This window comes from Enterobacter sp. FW301-JW81, assembly GCF_058788735.1.
Window position 1 is genome coordinate 775,512 of sequence record NZ_JBYTBA010000001.1, and the last position, 16,651, is coordinate 792,162.

Consider the following 16,651-nt stretch of genomic DNA (forward strand, 5'->3'; position numbering starts at 1 on the left):
TGGATTATATTCTCAAGCAGGAGAAAATCATGTTTTACTGGATTTTATTAGCCCTGGCGATTATCGCTGAAATTACCGGCACGCTGTCGATGAAATGGGCCAGCATCAGCGATGGCAACACCGGTTTTATTTTAATGCTGGTGATGATTTCACTTTCCTATATTTTCCTCTCGTTTGCGGTGAAGAAAATCGCGCTGGGCGTCGCGTATGCCCTGTGGGAAGGGATCGGTATTTTGTTGATTACGCTGTTCAGCGTGCTGATATTTGACGAAACATTAACAACGATGAAGATCGCCGGCTTAACGACGCTGGTGGCGGGTATTGTGCTGATTAAATCGGGTACCCGTAAACCGACTAAACAGCCGAAGGAGCAGAACCATGCAACAGTTTGAGTGGGTTCATGCGGCCTGGCTGGGGCTTGCCATCGTGCTGGAAATCCTGGCGAACGTCCTGTTGAAATTCTCCGATGGTTTTCGCCGTAAAGTATACGGCCTGCTGTCGATTGCCGCGGTGCTGGGGGCGTTCAGCGCCCTGTCCCAGGCGGTAAAAGGGATCGACCTGTCGGTGGCCTATGCATTGTGGGGCGGTTTTGGTATCGCCGCCACGCTGGCCGCAGGCTGGGTACTCTTCGGTCAGCGTTTAAATAACAAGGGCTGGATCGGCCTCATGCTGCTGCTTGCCGGCATGATCATGATAAAACTCGCCTGACAGACCTCTCGCTATGATTTACAGGCAGCGAAATTCGCTGCCTGTATTACGCTTAGAAAAGCAAAACAGTGAAGAGGATGGCTGATGTATCGCACATTAAGCTGGCGCAATATTCCCAATGCGAGAACGTTGTTTGCCATGGTCTTCATGGCGGGGATCGGCTTAATTATTTCCATCGTCGCACTGCTTTATCTCTCTCTGCATCTTATCAGCACCAAAACCAACGAAATTGATGAACACCGCTCGGCGCTTTCCGTGCACGGGGCCATTCAAACCTCGGTTAACCGCGTCTCCTCTCTGGTGCTTGATAACGCCGTCTGGGACGATGCGGTGCGGGAGGCCTACCGTCCCGCGCTGGATACCGACTGGTTGTATAACACCTGGGGTGCCGGCTTTAAAATCAACAATCTCTATGACGGGACCTTTGTGCTTGATGAACATTTCAGGGTCATCTGGGGCTCGTTTCAAAGCCAGCGCTTCTACGAGAAAAACCTCGACTTCTTTGGCAAGGGTCTCGAAGCGCTTATCGACCAGCACAGGCGAGCGCTCTCCGGTGAAAAAAATATCTATTCGGGGATCAGCCAGACGCGCCACGGTGTCGCCTTTGTCGGAATAGGGCTGATTCGCCCGATGGTCGGAAGTTTACAGGTGACCGACGGAACGCGCCGCTATCTGGTGATTACCCGGCATCTGAACGCCAAAATATTATCCGACCTGGGAGCGACCTTTCAGATCGATAACCTCAGCTATTCCCCAGGCAAAATCAACGATCGCAGCATGCCGCTGCGCAGTGCGGCGGGGGAGTTAGTCGGCTATCTGAACTGGCAGGCTCGGCTTCCGGGTGCGCAAGCCGCCCGGGCGGCCTCTTCTGACATCCGGCAGATTGTGGTGCTGGCATCGGGGCTGATCCTGCTTTTCATTCTGGTGAGCAGCGTGGGGCTGTACAAGCTTGCGCGCGGAGAAAGCCAGGCGCGTCTGGTTGCAAGAACGGACTGGCTGAGCCATCTGCCGAACCGACGTGCGCTCATCGAGGCGCTGGACCGGGTGAGTTTACGCGGTGATATCGACGTCAAAAGCGTGGTGTTTATCGATCTGGATGGCTTTAAGGACGTGAATGACATCTACGGTCACAGCGTGGGTGACGATCTCATCGTGGCGATTGCGAAAACGCTGAATGAACGCGTGCCGCCGGGCGGAATGCTGGCGCGAATGGGCGGGGATGAGTTTGCCATGACCATCGGCGGTGACAAGGCTGAGGCACAGGCCACCGCGTTTGCCGCATCGGTGCTGGATTATCTCAACACCCCAGTTCAACTGGGGGAACGCACCATCCATATTGGCGCCAGCATCGGAATCGCCAGCGGCACCCTGATTGAGTGCACCAGCTCCGAGCTGTTTCGCCGCGCCGATATTGCCATGTATCACTCAAAAATGAGCGGGAAAGGGCGTATCACCCACTACGACGCGGAGCTGAACAGCGCCCGGGAGCGCAAGCTGGCGATTGAAAACCAGATCCGCCTCGGCCTGGAGCGCGATGAGTTTGAGGTCTGGTATCAGCCCATTATTGACGCCCGCAGCCAGAAAATGAGCAGCGTCGAGGCGCTGGTACGTTGGCCGCGTCGTCCGGACGGGCCGCTTGGCCCGGATGCCTTTATCGCCATTGCGGAGACCAGCGGTCTGATTTACAAACTGGGCCAGTTTGTTTTGCAGCGGGCCTGTCAGGATCTGCAGCCGTACGGTGACTTAAAGCTCTCGGTGAATATTTCTCCCGCACAATTTCGCGATCCCGCCTTTGAAGAAAAAGTGGCAAGCGTGCTGGAAACCACCCGTTTCCCGGCCAACCGGCTGCAGCTTGAGGTCACGGAGTCCTATGTGCTGGAAAACCCGGAGCGTGCCCGCATGGCGATAGCCAATCTCAAAGCGTTGGGCACCGCGGTGGCGCTGGATGACTTTGGTACCGGCTATTCAAGCATTGGGTATTTGCGGCGTTTTAACTTCGACACCATCAAGATCGATAAATCGCTGGCCGGGCTGGTGGACAACGACGAGCAGGCGGCGGCGCTGGTGAGCGGCACGGTGCGTATCGCCAATGCGCTGGGCATGGCGGTGGTGGCAGAAGGGGTCGAAACCGAGAAGCAAATGAAGCTGCTGCGGCTGGCTGGCTGCGATCAACTGCAGGGTTTTTGGTTCAGCCAGCCGATGCCGATTGAGTCAATCAGGGCGTTACATCAGGTCAGAAGGTGCTGATTTACTGTTGCGCCAGCGCTTCAAGCTTGTCGCGGAAACCGGTCACGGACAGGGCCCGGTTATCTGCGCGCCATCGGTCTTTTGCCGCCGGGGCAGAGCTCTGAACGCCAATCAGCTGCCAGCCATTATCCGTTTTCAGCATCAGCGGTGAACCACTGTCACCCGGCAGCGTATCGCACTGATGCGAAAGCACGCTGGTTTGCGCCCAGCCCGTCACAATACAGTCAGTGTGGGTGTAAAGCGTATCCAGATGGTCGACAGGATAGCCCGATTGCGTCACCTTGCGGTCGGCGGCTTTCAGCGCGGCGGTGAGCGCGGCTTTGTCGCCGTCAAATAACGGCAGCGGGGTAATGCCTGAAGGCGGGTAGCGCAAAACGATCAGGCCAAAATCCCATGAGGCGGCCCCCGGCGGCACGATCCAGCCGTCACCGTCCGGTTTCAGGCGTTTGCCAAGAGACGGATCAACCCGGCCTTCAATGCCGTGGATTTCATAGCGCCAGAGGCCTTTTTGCGAAACAAAACGTAAGGCAACCGCTTTATCCGGCTTGCCGTTTGGCGGAGTTAACAGACAGTGGCCTGCCGTCAGGGCAAGCTGCGGGGTAATTAACGTTGCAGTACATAAGTTACCGCTGGCGGTTTCCAGTTGGCCTATAGCGTCCCAGGGCGCCTGGGTAGGATCGGTGACGCGCGTGCGATCGTCATGACCGAAAAAAAGCGTCTTTAGCTCTTTCGCGCTAATGGTGTCATCACCGCCATCATCCGCATGTGAAAATCCAGAAAAAAGACCAAACGTTCCCAGTAACAACACAACAGATTTACGCATATCACACTCTGGTGGGGGTAATTATGATTATTAAAAGTGAACCCTATGAAAATACTATAGACGGGACAGCGCGAAAGTGGGAGTAAAATCAGCGTGCTACAATCAGGAAAGATAAAAACGGCTGGCGATGAGCGCGCATAAAATAAGCAGGATCAGAATCAGCTCAAACCGATAGCGTCGCAGCATACGCCCTCCGGATAAAAAAAACGGCGCGGAACCTGTTCCGGTTCAGCGCCGGTTTACCAACGTGCCCCGAAGGGCACGGTTAAGCTTGTACTCTTACGCAGCTGGCTGTGCAGCTGGTTTAGCAGCTTCGTGTTTTACTGCTTTTTTGTGATGCTTTTTAGCAGCCTGAGCTTTCTGTTCTACAGCTGGTTTGGTCGCTTTTTTGTGTTTGTGGTGCTTTTTAGCAGCCTGCGCTTTCTGCTCTACAGCCGGTTTAGCGGCTTTTTTGTGGTGCTTTTTTGCAGCCTGCGCTTTTTGCTCGGTTGGCGCTGCGGTTGCTGGTGCAGCGGCTTCTTTTTTCGCTGCAGCTTTGTGATGTTTCTTATGATGAACCGCTTTTGCTGGCGCAGCGGTGGTGGTTGCAGCAGGCGCGGCAGCCGGTGCAGCAGTTGCGGTAGTGTCAGCAGCAAATGCAGCAGAAGACAGACCCATAGCAGCGGCAACAACCAGAGCTAATACTTTATTCATTCTCATACCCTCGAATTTGGTTTTTCATTTAACCCCACTGCGGGGCCGTTGAAATAACTATATCCCTGTAAATTCGAGGTTTCCGTGAGTGATTGGTATCGGCGTGTAACCATATGTACATTGCCGGGGTTACTCAGAAAATAATACCTGCACTGACGACCCCTCTCCCTTGAGGGAGAGGGGGGGGTGAGGGGGAACATACGGCTCTTTTACTGGAGGTCCCTCACCCCCGGCCAAACAGATTACAAATAACGGGAGGTCAGATGTTCGCGGAAGTAGCGGATATTCAGATCTTCACCCGTCGCCTGGGTAATTAACTGCGACGTGGTAAAGCGGCTGCCGTGCTGCCAGATGTTCTGACGCAGCCAGTCGAAGAGGGCGGAAAAATCGCCCTCGGCGATGGAGGCCTGAAGCCCCGGCAGCGCGGTGCTGGCGGCGTGGAACAGCTGCGCGGCATACATGGCGCCCAGCGTATACGACGGGAAGTAACCAAAACCGCCGTCGGTCCAGTGGATATCCTGCATACAGCCGTTGCGGTAGTTGTCTTTGGTGGATAATCCGAGCCACGCCTGCATTTTCTCATCCCACAGGGCGGGAATATCGTCCACCTCAATCTCGCCGTTGATCAGCGCCCGCTCAATCTCATAGCGCAGCACCACGTGTGCCGGGTAGCTCACTTCGTCCGCATCGACGCGGATATAGCCCGGCTTCACGCGCTGGTTCCAGGCAATAAAGTTCTCTTCGCTGAACGCCGCCTGGCTGCCAAAGCGGGCGTGTACCGCAGGGAGAAGATGCTTGAGGAAGGCTTCACTGCGTCCCAGCTGCATCTCAAAGAACAGGCTCTGGGATTCGTGGATCGCGGTTGAGCGGGCCAGGGCAATCGGCTGTCCTGCCCACGCGCGCGGCAGGTTTTGTTCGTAGCGCGCGTGCCCGGTTTCGTGGATCACGCCAAACAGCGCGCTGAGCAGTTCATCCTCGTCATAGCGCGTGGTGATGCGCACGTCCTCCGGTACGCCGCCGCAGAACGGGTGCGCACTCACGTCCAGTCGACCGCCGTTAAAATCGAAGCCGAGCATCTTCATGGCTTCCAGGCCCAGTTCGCGCTGCGTCGCGGTCGGGAAGGGGCCCTGCGGCGGAACGAACGACCGCTGAGCCTGTTTTTCCACCACGTTTGCCAGCAGGTCCGGCAGCCAGGATTTCATATCGCCGAACAGAACGTCCAGACGGGCGCTGGTCATGTCGGGCTCAAAAATATCCAGCAGCGCGTCGTACGGCGTACAGCCTTTGGCTTCGGCCCGCAGGCGAGCCTCTTCGCGGCTGAGTTTGACCACCTCTTTCAGGTTGGCGGAAAAACCCTGCCAGTCGTTGGCGGGGCGCTGCGTGCGCCAGGCGTGCTCACACCTGCTGCCCGCCAGGGATTTGGCTTCTACCAGCGATTCCGGCAGCAGCGAGGCCTGCTGGTAGTGACGCGTCATTTCGCGCAGGTTGGCCTGTTCGACATCATTGAGTTCTTCACCTGCCGCCGCAGCCAGCAGGTCGCCCACTTTCTTATCGGTCAGGATCTGGTGCTGCAGGACGCTCATCTCCGCCAGCGCCTCACCGCGCGCGGCGCTGCCGCCGGGCGGCATCATGGTGAACATGTCCCAGCTGGCGATGGAGGAGAGGTGCGAGAAGCGGGAGAGGCGCTGGAAGGTTTTCACAAGTGACTGATAGGCGGATGTTTTTTGCAATTCTTATTTCCTCTTGCCAGGGATGTGTTTCAGGGAGCATACAATGAAACAGAGCAAATTCCCCAACATTTCCCACGCGGAGGAAATCTATGCAGACCTCCACCGTTGAAACCGTCGCCGGCATTCCGGCAGACGGTTTTCGGTGGGCGCTTAGGCCTTATCGCGCATAACCTGTTGCAGGATCGCCAGCGCCTGAGTGAACTGGGCATCCGGAATGGTCAGCGGATAAAGGAAGCGGATCACGTTGCCGTACTGGCCGCAGATCAACAGCAGCAGGCCCTGGGCGAGCGCCTTTTGCTGGATCGCCTGCGCGATGGCGGCCGAAGGTTCACGGCTCTCGGGATCAAAAAACTCCGCCGCAATCATCGATCCTCTCCCCCTTATCGCCACGAGCGCAGGGAAGGTGCCCTGAATCTCCTCCAGCGTGGCTTTCAGCCGATCGCCCAGATGACAGGCGCGCGTGCACAGTGACTCGTTGTCGATAATTTTCAGCACCGCGTGCGCGGCGGCCACCGCCAGCGGGTTGCCTGCATAGGTCCCCCCCAGACCGCCGGGAGCCGGCGCGTCCATGATCCCGGCGCGGCCTACCACGCCGGACAGCGGCATTCCGCCTGCCAGGCTTTTAGCCATCGTCATCAGATCAGGCTTGTCCGCGTAGTGTTCCATGGCAAACAGTTTGCCCGTACGGGCGAAACCGCTCTGCACTTCGTCGGCAATCATCACGATCCCGTGCTCGTCACAGATGCGGCGGATGGCGGCCACCAGCTCTGGCGGGGCGACGTTGAATCCGCCTTCGCCCTGAATGGGTTCAAAAATAATCGCCGCCACCTGTTTCGCCTCAATATCCGCTTTGAACAGGCGTTCTATCGCCGTGACGGCATCCTGCGTCGTGATGCCGTGCAGCTCGGAGGGATAGGGCACGTGATAAACCGACCCCGGGAAGGGGCCAAATCCCAGCTTATAGGGCGCGACCTTGCCGGTTAACGCCATGGTCATATAGGTTCGGCCGTGAAAACCTCCCCCGAAGGCAATCACGCCCGGTCTGCCGGTGTGGGCCCGGGCGATTTTAATGGCATTTTCCACCGCTTCCGCGCCCGTGGTGAAGAACGCCGTTTTGGCCGGGCTCTGCACCGGGGCCAGCTCGTTAAGTTTCTCGGCTAATGAAACGTAGCTTTCATACGGCACAATCTGGTAGGCCGTGTGGGTGAACTGGTGAAGCTGTTTTTCCACTGCGGCCACCAGTTCAGGATGACGATGGCCGGTATTCAGTACCGCGATCCCGGCGGCGAAATCGATATAGTCGTTGCCTTCCACGTCGGTAAGCGTGGCATTCTCCGCCGTGCGGGCAAAGAAATCACACATTACGCCTACGCCGCGCGGGGTGGCAGAAAGTCTGCGCTGATGAAATTCCTGGTTACTCATGTCAGATACCCTTTTATCGAAACGATCAAACGCCAAGACGATCGCGCAGGCTGTAATACGCCGCGCCCATCGCCGTGAATGGAATCCGCAGGCTGCGACCGCCCGGGAAGGGGTAGTGCGGGAGGTTGGCAAACGCATCAAAGCGCTCAGCGTCACCGCGCAACAGTTCCGAGATCAGCCGTCCGGCCAGGTGGGTGCAGGTCACGCCGTGGCCGCTGTAGCCCTGCATGTAATAGATGTTTTTATCCAGACGACCAAACTGCGGCATGCGCGACAGGGTCAGCAGGAAGTTGCCCGTCCAGCGGTAGTCGATTTTGACGCCTGCCAGCTGAGGGAAGGTTTTCAGCAGCTTTGGCATCACCATGCGCTCGACGTCGTCCGGATCGCGCGCGCCGTAGACTACGCCACCGCCGTACAGCAGGCGGTTGTCGGCGGTGAGACGGTAGTAATCCAGCAGGTAGTTACAATCTTCCACGCAGTAGTTATTGGGGATCAGCGTGCGGGCTACCTCTTCCGGCAGCGGGGCGGTGGTCACCACCTGGGTGCCGCAGGGCATGCTGCGTTTTGCCAGGTCCGGTTCTATCTTGTCGCCCAGATAGGCATTCCCGGCGACGATCACGTAGCGGGCCGTCACCTGGCCATGCTGCGTGCTCACCACGGCCGGGCTGGTGTGCTGAATGGCGGTCACCGGGGACTGTTCATACACCCGCCCGCCGTTCAGGCGTATGGCGTCCGCTTCGCCGATCGCCAGGTTCAGCGGGTGAATATGCCCCCCGCTGCGGTCCAGCAGCGCGCCGGTATAGCGTTCGCTGTCGACTTCCCGGCGGATGGCGCTGGCGTCCAGCAGCTCCAGCTGCGTGTTGCCGTAGCGTTCCCAGTTGGCTTTTTGCTCCTCCAGCGTCTCCAGCTGCTTATGGTTTAACGCCACAAACAGCCCGCCGGGACGATAGTCGCACTGGATCTGATAGCGCTGGATACGCTCCCGGATGATTTCCCCGCCTTCAAACATCATGCTCCCGAGGACTCTGGCGGCATCGGGCCCGTAGTTCTTCTCAATCACGTCGATATCGCGGCTGTAGGAGTTAACCAGCTGGCCGCCGTTGCGTCCGCTGGCGCCGAAGCCGATGCGCGCCCCTTCAAGGAGCACCACGTCGTAGCCCATTTCGGCGAGATGCAGCGCGGAGGAGAGGCCGGTATAGCCGCCGCCCACCACGCACACGTCACAGCTGATGGACTCGTTAAGCGTCGGGAAAGGTTCGTAAGCGTTCGCGCTGGCCGCGTAGTAGCTGGTGGTATGTTCGGTCATGATTGAGGCTCCAGGGCAATCCAGATGGTTTTCAGTTCAGTAAATTTTTCCAGCGCGTGCAGGGACTTATCGCGACCGTTGCCGCTCTGCTTATAGCCGCCAAAGGGTACGGTCATATCACCGTCGTTATAGTTATTGACGAAGACCGAGCCTGCCTTCAGGCGGCGGCTCATGCGGTGCGCGCGGGAGAGGTCGCGGGTCCATACCGCCGCGCCAAGCCCATATTCACTGTCGTTGGCCAGCGTTAAGGCTTCCTCTTCGGTTTTAAAACGGGTGACGACCAGCACCGGCCCGAAAATCTCTTCCCGGCACAGCGGGGAGGCAGGGTCGATGTCGACAAAAACGGTTGGGCCGACTGCGGAAGGCCATGGTTGTTCCCGCCCGTCCAGCAGCAGCGTACCTTTCCGGGTTCCCTCGCGAATAAACGTGTGGACGGTATCGGCGTGCGCGGCGTCGATGAGCATTCCCATCGTGCTGTCAGGGTCGAGCGGATCGCCGGGCTGCCAGTGGCGGGCCTGCGCCTTCAGCCTTGCCAGGAAGTCGTCGGCGATGCTGTCTTCGAGCAGCAGGCGGGTGCCGGCGATACAGACTTGCCCCTGGTTATAAAAAATCCCGGCGGCGGTCGCGCTTACGGCCTTGTCCAGATCCGGACAGTCGGCAAAGATAATGTTGGCGCTCTTGCCGCCTGCCTCCAGCCAGACGCGCTTCATGTTGCTTTCTCCCGCGTCCTTCAACAGCTGCTTGCCGGTGCGGGTAGAGCCGGTAAACGTCAGCACTTCCACCTCCGGATGCAGCGCCAGCGCCTGGCCCGCTTCGTGGCCGTAACCGCTTATCACATTCAGCACGCCGTCCGGCAGGCCCGCCTCTTTCGCCAGCCCGGCCAGCCGCAGGGCGGTGAGGGGCGATTTCTCCGACGGTTTCAATACTACGCTATTGCCCGCGATCAGCGCCGGGCCCAGCTTCCAGCAGGCCAGCAGCAGCGGGAAGTTCCAGGGGACGATGGCCGCGACAACCCCGATCGGCTCGCGCACGATCATCGCCAGCTCGCCCGGACCCGTAGGCGCCACTTCGCCGTAGACTTTATCCGCCGCTTCGGCGTACCAGCGAATGGCGCGCGCCGCGCCGGGAATATCGTCGCGCAGGCTGTGGCGGATGGGTTTACCGGTGTCCAGCGTTTCCAGTAAGGCCAGCTCTTCGACGTGGCGTTCCATTAAATCGGCGAGCTTATTTAGCACGGCCTTGCGCTGCGCCGGAGACGCCTGCGACCAGTCACCGCGCTCAAATACCTCACGCGCGGCCTGAACCGCGCGGTCCACGTCCGCCTGCTTGCCCCGGGCCACGTTCGCCAGGGGCTGCTGGGTAGCGGGGTTGACGGTTTCAAACGTGGCATTATCGGCGGCGTCACAATAGGCGCCGTTAATAAATAACCGGGTCTCAATGGCGCTGTTTTTTGCTTTATCCTGCCAGTAAGTCAGGTGCTGAAAATGCATATTCACTCCTTTCTTTCGCAATCAGATAAATAAAGGCATGGCCGTTTCAGGCAATACGAAGCCGTGGGGCATCCCGGGAATTAACCCGTAAAATGCCGACATTGATCGTTTTTATTTGTCCCGGCGTAAGCGCGCTTACGCCGGGACCGAGTGGTAATTAGAACGTGGTGGGGGTGTGGGCACTGATAATGCGGCAGATGCCTGCCGAGGTGTTGCTGAAGCTGTGCGGTATGCCGGTATTGATGGCATAGCTCTGCCCCGCAACCAGGTGATAAGGCTGGCCATTAATGGTCAGCACTATTTCACCTTCCAGTATCGTACCGATCTCCTCACCCTGGTGTTTGATCCTCTCTCCGGTCGTGGTTCCAGGCTGGTAAGTTTCAAAAATCATCGCCAGCGTACGGTTCGGATTTCCGTTATGAACCAGCTTCATCGAAACCCCCTGACTGCCTATTTCGATAAGGTCGTCCTGATTAATAACCACCTGCGGTTCATCAGGTTTTTCCGGTTCCGAAAAGAATTCCGAGAGCGACAGCCCATAGACTTTCAGCAGCTTTTGCAGCGTACTGATGGCAGGACTGACTTTGTCCTGTTCAATGGTGCTGATGGCACTGTGTGTTAACCCAGACAGTTCGGCGGCACGCCGCTGCGAGAGACCCAGCTGCTGGCGGATCTCAGACAGACGTTTCCCTGGCGCCAGTCCGTCATCGCTCATAGTTGCATTTCCTTTACGGTAGTGGTCAAAGCCGTTGCTTCTCGGCAATGTGGCTTTGACAGGCGGTGATAAAACCTTCAAACAACATACGTGACAGGGCGTACTCGCTGCTGTTCCATTCGGGGTGCCATTGCACGCCGAGGGCGAAAGGGTGGTCATGAACGCTGACCGCTTCGACCAGCCCGTCCGTTGAGCGGGCCTCCACGCGGAGCCGTGGTCCTAACGTTCGTGCACCTTGCCCGTGTAACGAGTTTACCCAAAATGTGTTACAGCCTGGTATTAATTGAGACAGCAGTCCTCCCTCCTGAACCTGAACCTCATGAGACGGGGCGTATTGTAGCTCAACCGGCAGTTCAGGATCTTCCCGGTGCTCAAGCAGGTCGTTCTGCTCGAACAGGCGACGATACAGCGTCCCTCCCGTTGCAACAACCAGTTCCTGCAGCCCCCTGCAGATGGCGAAAATGGGGATGCGCCTTTCGAGCGCGGCGGCAATCAGCGCCATGCTCAGAAGATCTCGCCCGGGATCGGCGTTAGGCTCATCGCCGTTTTCACCATACAGGTGCGGCTGCACATTACTAGGGCTGCCCGGCAGGTAAATCCCGTCCAGGATTGGCAGCAGAGCGGTAATGAGCTCTGGCTCTGCCAGCGCATGCGGTAAGGCAATAGGTAAGCCCCCCGCGTTAATAATGGCGTTCAGGTACTTTTCTTGCAGAGTCTGGGTCTCATGACCCTTAAGCCTGTTTCTACACATCACCACGCCAATAACTGGCTTGTTCATTATATTTTCCATGATCGCCCTCACAAAGTGGACTAAATTTAGGCCATTATCGCCTGTTAAACGGCCTTTTCGTTCAATATTTTCTCAATCTAGCAACGGGATCTGCCTTTTGCAAACTTAATTTAACATTTGACAAACAATTTGTTTGCATACAGATTCGATAGGGTGGACATTATATTTGACAGTCCAGAGCAGCGAACGCAAATCCAAAAACGGTGGTAAATCATGGAAACCAATATCGTAGAAGTTGAGAACTTTGTGCAGCACACGGATGAGAGGCGGGGCAGCGCCTTTACGCAGGAAGTGAAGCGCTATTTAGAAAAGTATCCTGACACCCAGTTTATTGATGTCCTCCTGACCGACCTGAACGGCTGTTTTCGCGGCAAACGCATCCCGGTTGCCGGACTGAGCAAGCTTGAAAAAGGCTGCTATTTCCCGGCTTCGGTTTTCGCCATGGACATTTTGGGTAACGTCGTGGAAGAGGCGGGGCTGGGGCAGGAGCTCGGCGAGCCGGACTGTATCTGCGTACCGGTGCCGGGCACCCTGACGCCGTCCGCCGCCGACCCGGAGTACATTGGTCAGGTGCAGCTCACCATGGTCGATGAAGATGGCGCTCCCTTTGACGTTGAGCCGCGGAACGTACTCAACCGACTCTGGCAGCAGCTGCGCCAGCGCGGTCTGTTCCCCGTGGTAGCGGTAGAGCTGGAGTTCTATTTGCTTGACCGTAAACGCGATGCCGAGGGTTATCTGCAGCCACCCTGCGCGCCGGGCACCGACGTGCGTAACACGCAGAGTCAGGTCTACTCGGTTGATAACCTGAACCACTTTGCTGACGTGCTGAATGACATTGACGAACTGGCGCAGCTGCAGCTGATCCCCGCCGACGGGGCAGTGGCTGAGGCCTCCCCGGGCCAGTTTGAGATTAACCTGCACCATACGGAAAACGTGCTCGATGCCTGCGATGATGCGCTGGCGCTGAAAAGACTCGTCAGACAGATGGCGGAAAAACATAAGATGCACGCCACGTTTATGGCAAAGCCGTATGAAGAGCATGCGGGCAGCGGGATGCATATCCACATCAGCATGCAGAACAACAGAGGCGAAAACGTGCTTGCAGACGCCAGCGGCGAGGATTCCGCGCTGCTGAAGCGCGCGCTGGCCGGGATGATCGACCTGATGCCGGCGTCCATGGCGCTGCTGGCGCCGAATGTCAACTCCTACCGCCGTTTCCAGCCGGGAATGTACGTGCCGACGCAGGCGTCATGGGGACACAATAATCGCACGGTTGCCCTACGTATCCCTTGCGGCGATCGCCATAACCACCGGGTCGAGTACCGGGTGGCGGGAGCAGACGCGAACCCGTATCTGGTGATGGCGGCGATTTTTGCCGGCATCTTACATGGGCTGGATAACGATTTACCCCTGCAGGAAGAAGTGGAAGGCAATGGTCTGGAGCAGGACGGGCTGCCTTTCCCGATTCGTCAGAGCGATGCGCTGTGGGAATTTATGCAAAACGATAGTCTTCGAGAGCGGCTGGGCGAACGTTTCTGCCAAGTCTATCACGCCTGCAAGAATGATGAACTGCTGCAGTTTGAACGCCTGATTACCGAAACTGAAATTGAGTGGATGCTGAAAAACGCCTGATGACGTGCCCCGGTAAGGGGCCGCTTTGTTTCATCGCATATGTATCACCAAACGGCCTGCGCGGAGCCTGGCCTAACTGTTCGCTGGCACGCCAGCTATCTCCCGGGAGTCGCGTTATGGAGCGCAGGCGGCACAGGGATTTTCTTAACGACACTGTGTGACGAGGTAGGAAATGATGCAGATGTTCAACTATCCGCAGGGCGAAGGGGGCCAGTCAGGCTCCTGCTGTGAGTGTGAGCCAGAGACGGTGCGCTGGTACGGTGGCGTGTGTTCTTTACAACTTCCCCCTTTGCTAAGCAGGTTTGCGTTAAGGTCAACGCGATTGCAAACCACGGTAAGCATGGGGGGGACGGTATATGGCGACTAATACCTCTCTTGACTCGCCGGGCATGGCCGGAAGAACCCGGCTGCGCAGCTCCCTCAAGCTCTGGCAGGTGGTCATGATGGGGCTGGCTTACCTCACCCCTATGACCGTGTTTGATACCTTCGGCATTGTGTCCGGCATCAGCAATGGTCACGTGCCCGCCTCGTATCTCCTGGCGCTGGCTGGCGTCATGTTTACCGCCATCAGCTACGGTAAATTAGTACGACAGTTCCCGGAAGCGGGCTCTGCATACACCTACACGCAGAAATCGATCGGACCCCACCTGGGCTTTATGGTCGGCTGGTCGTCGCTGCTGGACTATCTCTTCCTGCCGATGATCAACGTGCTGCTGGCGAAGATCTACCTCTCCGCGCTGTTCCCTGAAGTGCCGCCGTGGGTCTGGGTGGTGGGGTTTGTGACGATCCTGACGCTGGCGAACCTGAAGAGCGTTAATTTGGTCGCCAACTTTAACACCCTGTTTGTGCTGGTACAGGTCGCCATCATGGTGGTGTTTGTCATACTCGTGGTGCATGGCCTGCACAAGGGAGAAGGCGTTGGTACCGTCTGGTCGCTCCAGCCGTTTATCAGCGAGAACGCACACCTGATCCCTATTATTACCGGCGCGACTATCGTCTGCTTCTCTTTCCTCGGCTTTGACGCGGTTACTACGCTGTCGGAAGAGACGCCAAACGCGGCGCGGGTGATTCCCAAAGCTATTTTCCTGACCGCACTGTATGGCGGGCTGATATTCATCATCGCCTCGTTTTTCATGCAGCTCTTTTTCCCGACGATCGCGCGCTTCAAGAACCCGGACGCCGCGCTGCCGGAAATTGCGCTGTACGTGGGCGGCAAGCTCTTCCAGTCGGTGTTTCTGTGTACCACGTTCGTGAATACGCTCGCTTCAGGCCTGGCTTCGCACGCCAGCGTTTCACGCTTGTTGTATGTGATGGGGCGTGACAACGTCTTTCCGGAGCGGGTGTTTGGCTACGTGCATCCGAAATGGCGTACTCCGGCCCTGAACGTCATTATGGTAGGGATAGTGGCGCTGTCGGCCCTGTACTTCGATCTCGTGACCGCGACGGCGCTGATCAACTTCGGGGCGCTGGTGGCGTTTACGTTTGTTAATCTCTCGGTGTACAACCATTTCTGGCGGCGCAAGGGGCTGAACAAAACGTGGAAAGATCGGTTCCACTATCTCCTGCTGCCGCTCATTGGTGCCGTAACGGTCGGCGTGCTGTGGATAAACCTCGAAGCGACGTCCCTGACGCTTGGCCTCATCTGGGCGGCACTGGGGATCCTTTACCTGACATGGCTGACGCGCCGTTTCCGCAAACCGCCTCCGCAGTTTGAAGCCGCTAAGATAGAGCAGGCCTGGGATTCCTGAACGTGAAACGGCACCAGTACGCTGGTGCCGTTTTTCTCATTGCTCGTCTAACCGGGCATCAGCCCGCAGGCTTATTATCTCAGACGTTTATGAAGACTTGCTCCCACCAGCAGTGCGGCACAGAGCATCAGCGCGATAAACCCGCCCACGCCGTTCCAGCCGTAGCTATGCCAGAACACGCCGCCTAGCGTCCCGGCGATGCTAGAACCCAGATAATAGCTAAACAGATACAGCGACGATGCCTGGCCTTTGGCGCGACGCGCGCGCGGGCCAATCCAGCTGCTGGCGACCGAGTGGGCGGCGAAGAACCCCGCGGAGAAGAGCAGCATGCCGGCAAAAATCAGCCACAGGGAGGAGAAGAGCGTCAGCAGCAGGCCGAGCAGCATCATCGCCGTGAAGAACAGCATGACCGGGCCGCGCCCATAGCGTGCGGTCATCGCCCCGGCCTTCGGCGAGCTCCAGGTGCCGGTCAGGTACGCCACGGAAAGCAGGCCGACCACCGCCTGGCTCAGGTGCCACGGAGAGAGCATCAGGCGATAGCCAATATAGTTAAACAGCGTAACGAAAGAGCCCATCAGCAGGAAGCCTGCCAGGAACAGGCGCGGCAGCCCCTTGTCGCGCCAGTGCAGGCGGAAGTTGATAAACAGCGTTTTCGGGCGCAGGGAGGTAGGACGGAAATGACGCGACTCCGGCAGAATTTTCCAGAACATCAGGGCTGATGCCAGCGCAAAACACCCGATCGCGGCCAGCGCAATACGCCAGTTAAAGAAGTCCGTGAACACCCCGCTCAGCAGGCGTCCGCTCATCCCGCCGATCGAATTCCCGCTGATGTAAAGCCCCATCGAGAAGGCAACAAAGCTCGGGTGGATCTCCTCGCTAAGGTAAGTCATCCCGACCGCCGCCACGCCGCTGAGCGATAGCCCAATCAGCGCGCGCATCACCAGAATGCCGTGCCAGCTGGTCATCATGGTCGAGAGTAGCGTACAGACCGAGGCCAGCATCAGAGCCGTCACCATCACCTGCTTGCGGCCAATGGCGTCGGAAAGCGGGCCGGTAAAGAGCAGGCCAACCGCCAGCATACCGGTAGAAATCGAGAGTGAAATGCTGCTGCTGGCAGGCGATACGCCAAACTCGTGCGAAAGCACGGGCAGGATCGGCTGAACGCAATAGAGCAGGGCGAAGGTCGCCAGACCGGCGGAAAAAAGCGCCAGCGTAACGCGCATAAATTGGGGGGTACCACGTTTAATAAACTGAACCGGCTGCGATGCGGCGGGTAAATCATTGATGTCGCTGGCCGGATCGATATCAATGGAAGTTGTACGACTCACACAGTTTCCTTGCTTAAAC

Annotated in this window: 16 protein-coding genes; 6 read left to right on the plus strand and 10 right to left on the minus strand. The window is 57.8% G+C overall.

The genetic code is table 11. The annotated features are described in order from the left end of the window. Positions 1 to 29 precede the first annotated feature (29 nt). The 3 genes from mdtJ to AC3WOK_RS03785 all read left to right on the plus strand — a co-directional run bounded on the left by mdtJ (position 30) and on the right by AC3WOK_RS03785 (position 2,955). A complete protein-coding gene (mdtJ, locus tag AC3WOK_RS03775) occupies positions 30 to 392 on the plus strand; it encodes a multidrug/spermidine efflux SMR transporter subunit MdtJ (protein ID WP_492353974.1) in 363 nt (120 codons plus the stop codon). Further along, the gene (mdtI, locus tag AC3WOK_RS03780) at positions 379 to 708 is read left to right on the plus strand and encodes a multidrug/spermidine efflux SMR transporter subunit MdtI (protein ID WP_059311268.1); all 330 of its coding nucleotides are present in this window, start codon (positions 379 to 381) and stop codon (positions 706 to 708) included. Before mdtJ ends, mdtI begins: the two co-directional genes overlap by 14 nt. An 84-nt stretch (positions 709 to 792) precedes the next feature. Then, positions 793 to 2,955 (plus strand): bifunctional diguanylate cyclase/phosphodiesterase, encoded by a 2,163-nt coding sequence (locus AC3WOK_RS03785; RefSeq protein ID WP_492353975.1) that lies wholly within the window; start codon positions 793 to 795, stop codon positions 2,953 to 2,955. A gap of 1 nt (position 2,956) precedes the next feature. Here the strand turns inward: AC3WOK_RS03785 and AC3WOK_RS03790 are convergent, their stop codons facing one another. The 9 genes from AC3WOK_RS03790 to puuD form a co-directional block, all read right to left on the minus strand. After that, complete coding sequence (locus tag AC3WOK_RS03790) at positions 2,957 to 3,778, minus strand: trypsin-like serine peptidase (protein WP_047348728.1); 822 nt, start codon at positions 3,776 to 3,778, stop codon at positions 2,957 to 2,959. Between the two features lie 102 nt (positions 3,779 to 3,880). Beyond that, the gene (gene ydgU / locus AC3WOK_RS03795; protein WP_023617729.1) at positions 3,881 to 3,964 is read right to left on the minus strand and encodes a small membrane protein YdgU; all 84 of its coding nucleotides are present in this window, start codon (positions 3,962 to 3,964) and stop codon (positions 3,881 to 3,883) included. A 93-nt stretch (positions 3,965 to 4,057) separates the two neighbouring features. Beyond that, positions 4,058 to 4,471, minus strand: coding sequence for an acid resistance repetitive basic protein Asr (asr, locus tag AC3WOK_RS03800; protein WP_059311270.1), 414 nt, complete (start codon positions 4,469 to 4,471; stop codon positions 4,058 to 4,060). Between the two features lie 242 nt (positions 4,472 to 4,713). After that, positions 4,714 to 6,201 carry a carboxypeptidase M32 gene (locus AC3WOK_RS03805; RefSeq protein WP_063431570.1) on the minus strand — a complete coding sequence of 496 codons (1,488 nt, stop codon included), beginning with the start codon at positions 6,199 to 6,201 and terminating at the stop codon, positions 4,714 to 4,716. 150 nt (positions 6,202 to 6,351) lie between these two features. Beyond that, on the minus strand, positions 6,352 to 7,623 hold the full coding sequence (gene puuE / locus AC3WOK_RS03810; RefSeq protein ID WP_059311272.1) for a 4-aminobutyrate transaminase: 1,272 nt from the start codon (positions 7,621 to 7,623) through the stop codon (positions 6,352 to 6,354). Between the two features lie 25 nt (positions 7,624 to 7,648). Next, positions 7,649 to 8,929 carry an NAD(P)/FAD-dependent oxidoreductase gene (locus tag AC3WOK_RS03815; protein WP_047348724.1) on the minus strand — a complete coding sequence of 427 codons (1,281 nt, stop codon included), beginning with the start codon at positions 8,927 to 8,929 and terminating at the stop codon, positions 7,649 to 7,651. Then, the gene (gene puuC / locus AC3WOK_RS03820) at positions 8,926 to 10,419 is read right to left on the minus strand and encodes an aldehyde dehydrogenase PuuC (protein WP_492353976.1); all 1,494 of its coding nucleotides are present in this window, start codon (positions 10,417 to 10,419) and stop codon (positions 8,926 to 8,928) included. The genes AC3WOK_RS03815 and puuC overlap by 4 nt, the downstream gene beginning before the upstream one ends. A gap of 157 nt (positions 10,420 to 10,576) precedes the next feature. Beyond that, entirely contained in the window at positions 10,577 to 11,134 is a 558-nt protein-coding gene (gene puuR, locus AC3WOK_RS03825; protein ID WP_047348722.1) for an HTH-type transcriptional regulator PuuR, read from the minus strand. A gap of 25 nt (positions 11,135 to 11,159) precedes the next feature. Then, a complete protein-coding gene (gene puuD / locus AC3WOK_RS03830) occupies positions 11,160 to 11,924 on the minus strand; it encodes a gamma-glutamyl-gamma-aminobutyrate hydrolase (protein WP_063956729.1) in 765 nt (254 codons plus the stop codon). A 213-nt stretch (positions 11,925 to 12,137) separates the two neighbouring features. Between puuD and AC3WOK_RS03835 the strand changes: the two genes are divergently transcribed. The 3 genes from AC3WOK_RS03835 (at position 12,138) to AC3WOK_RS03845 (ending at position 15,304) form a co-directional block, all read left to right on the plus strand. Further along, positions 12,138 to 13,556, plus strand: coding sequence for a glutamine synthetase family protein (locus AC3WOK_RS03835; protein WP_492353977.1), 1,419 nt, complete (start codon positions 12,138 to 12,140; stop codon positions 13,554 to 13,556). 181 nt (positions 13,557 to 13,737) lie between these two features. Continuing rightward, positions 13,738 to 13,923, plus strand: a complete 186-nt coding sequence (locus AC3WOK_RS03840; protein ID WP_492354231.1) for a YmjE family protein — start codon at positions 13,738 to 13,740, stop codon at positions 13,921 to 13,923. Next, a complete protein-coding gene (locus AC3WOK_RS03845) occupies positions 13,913 to 15,304 on the plus strand; it encodes an APC family permease (protein WP_059311276.1) in 1,392 nt (463 codons plus the stop codon). Before AC3WOK_RS03840 ends, AC3WOK_RS03845 begins: the two co-directional genes overlap by 11 nt. Before the next feature lie 74 nt (positions 15,305 to 15,378). On the opposite strand, the gene AC3WOK_RS03850 is transcribed toward AC3WOK_RS03845, so the two are convergent. Further along, positions 15,379 to 16,632, minus strand: a complete 1,254-nt coding sequence (locus AC3WOK_RS03850; RefSeq protein WP_063431557.1) for an MFS transporter — start codon at positions 16,630 to 16,632, stop codon at positions 15,379 to 15,381. Positions 16,633 to 16,651: the final 19 nt, after the last annotated feature.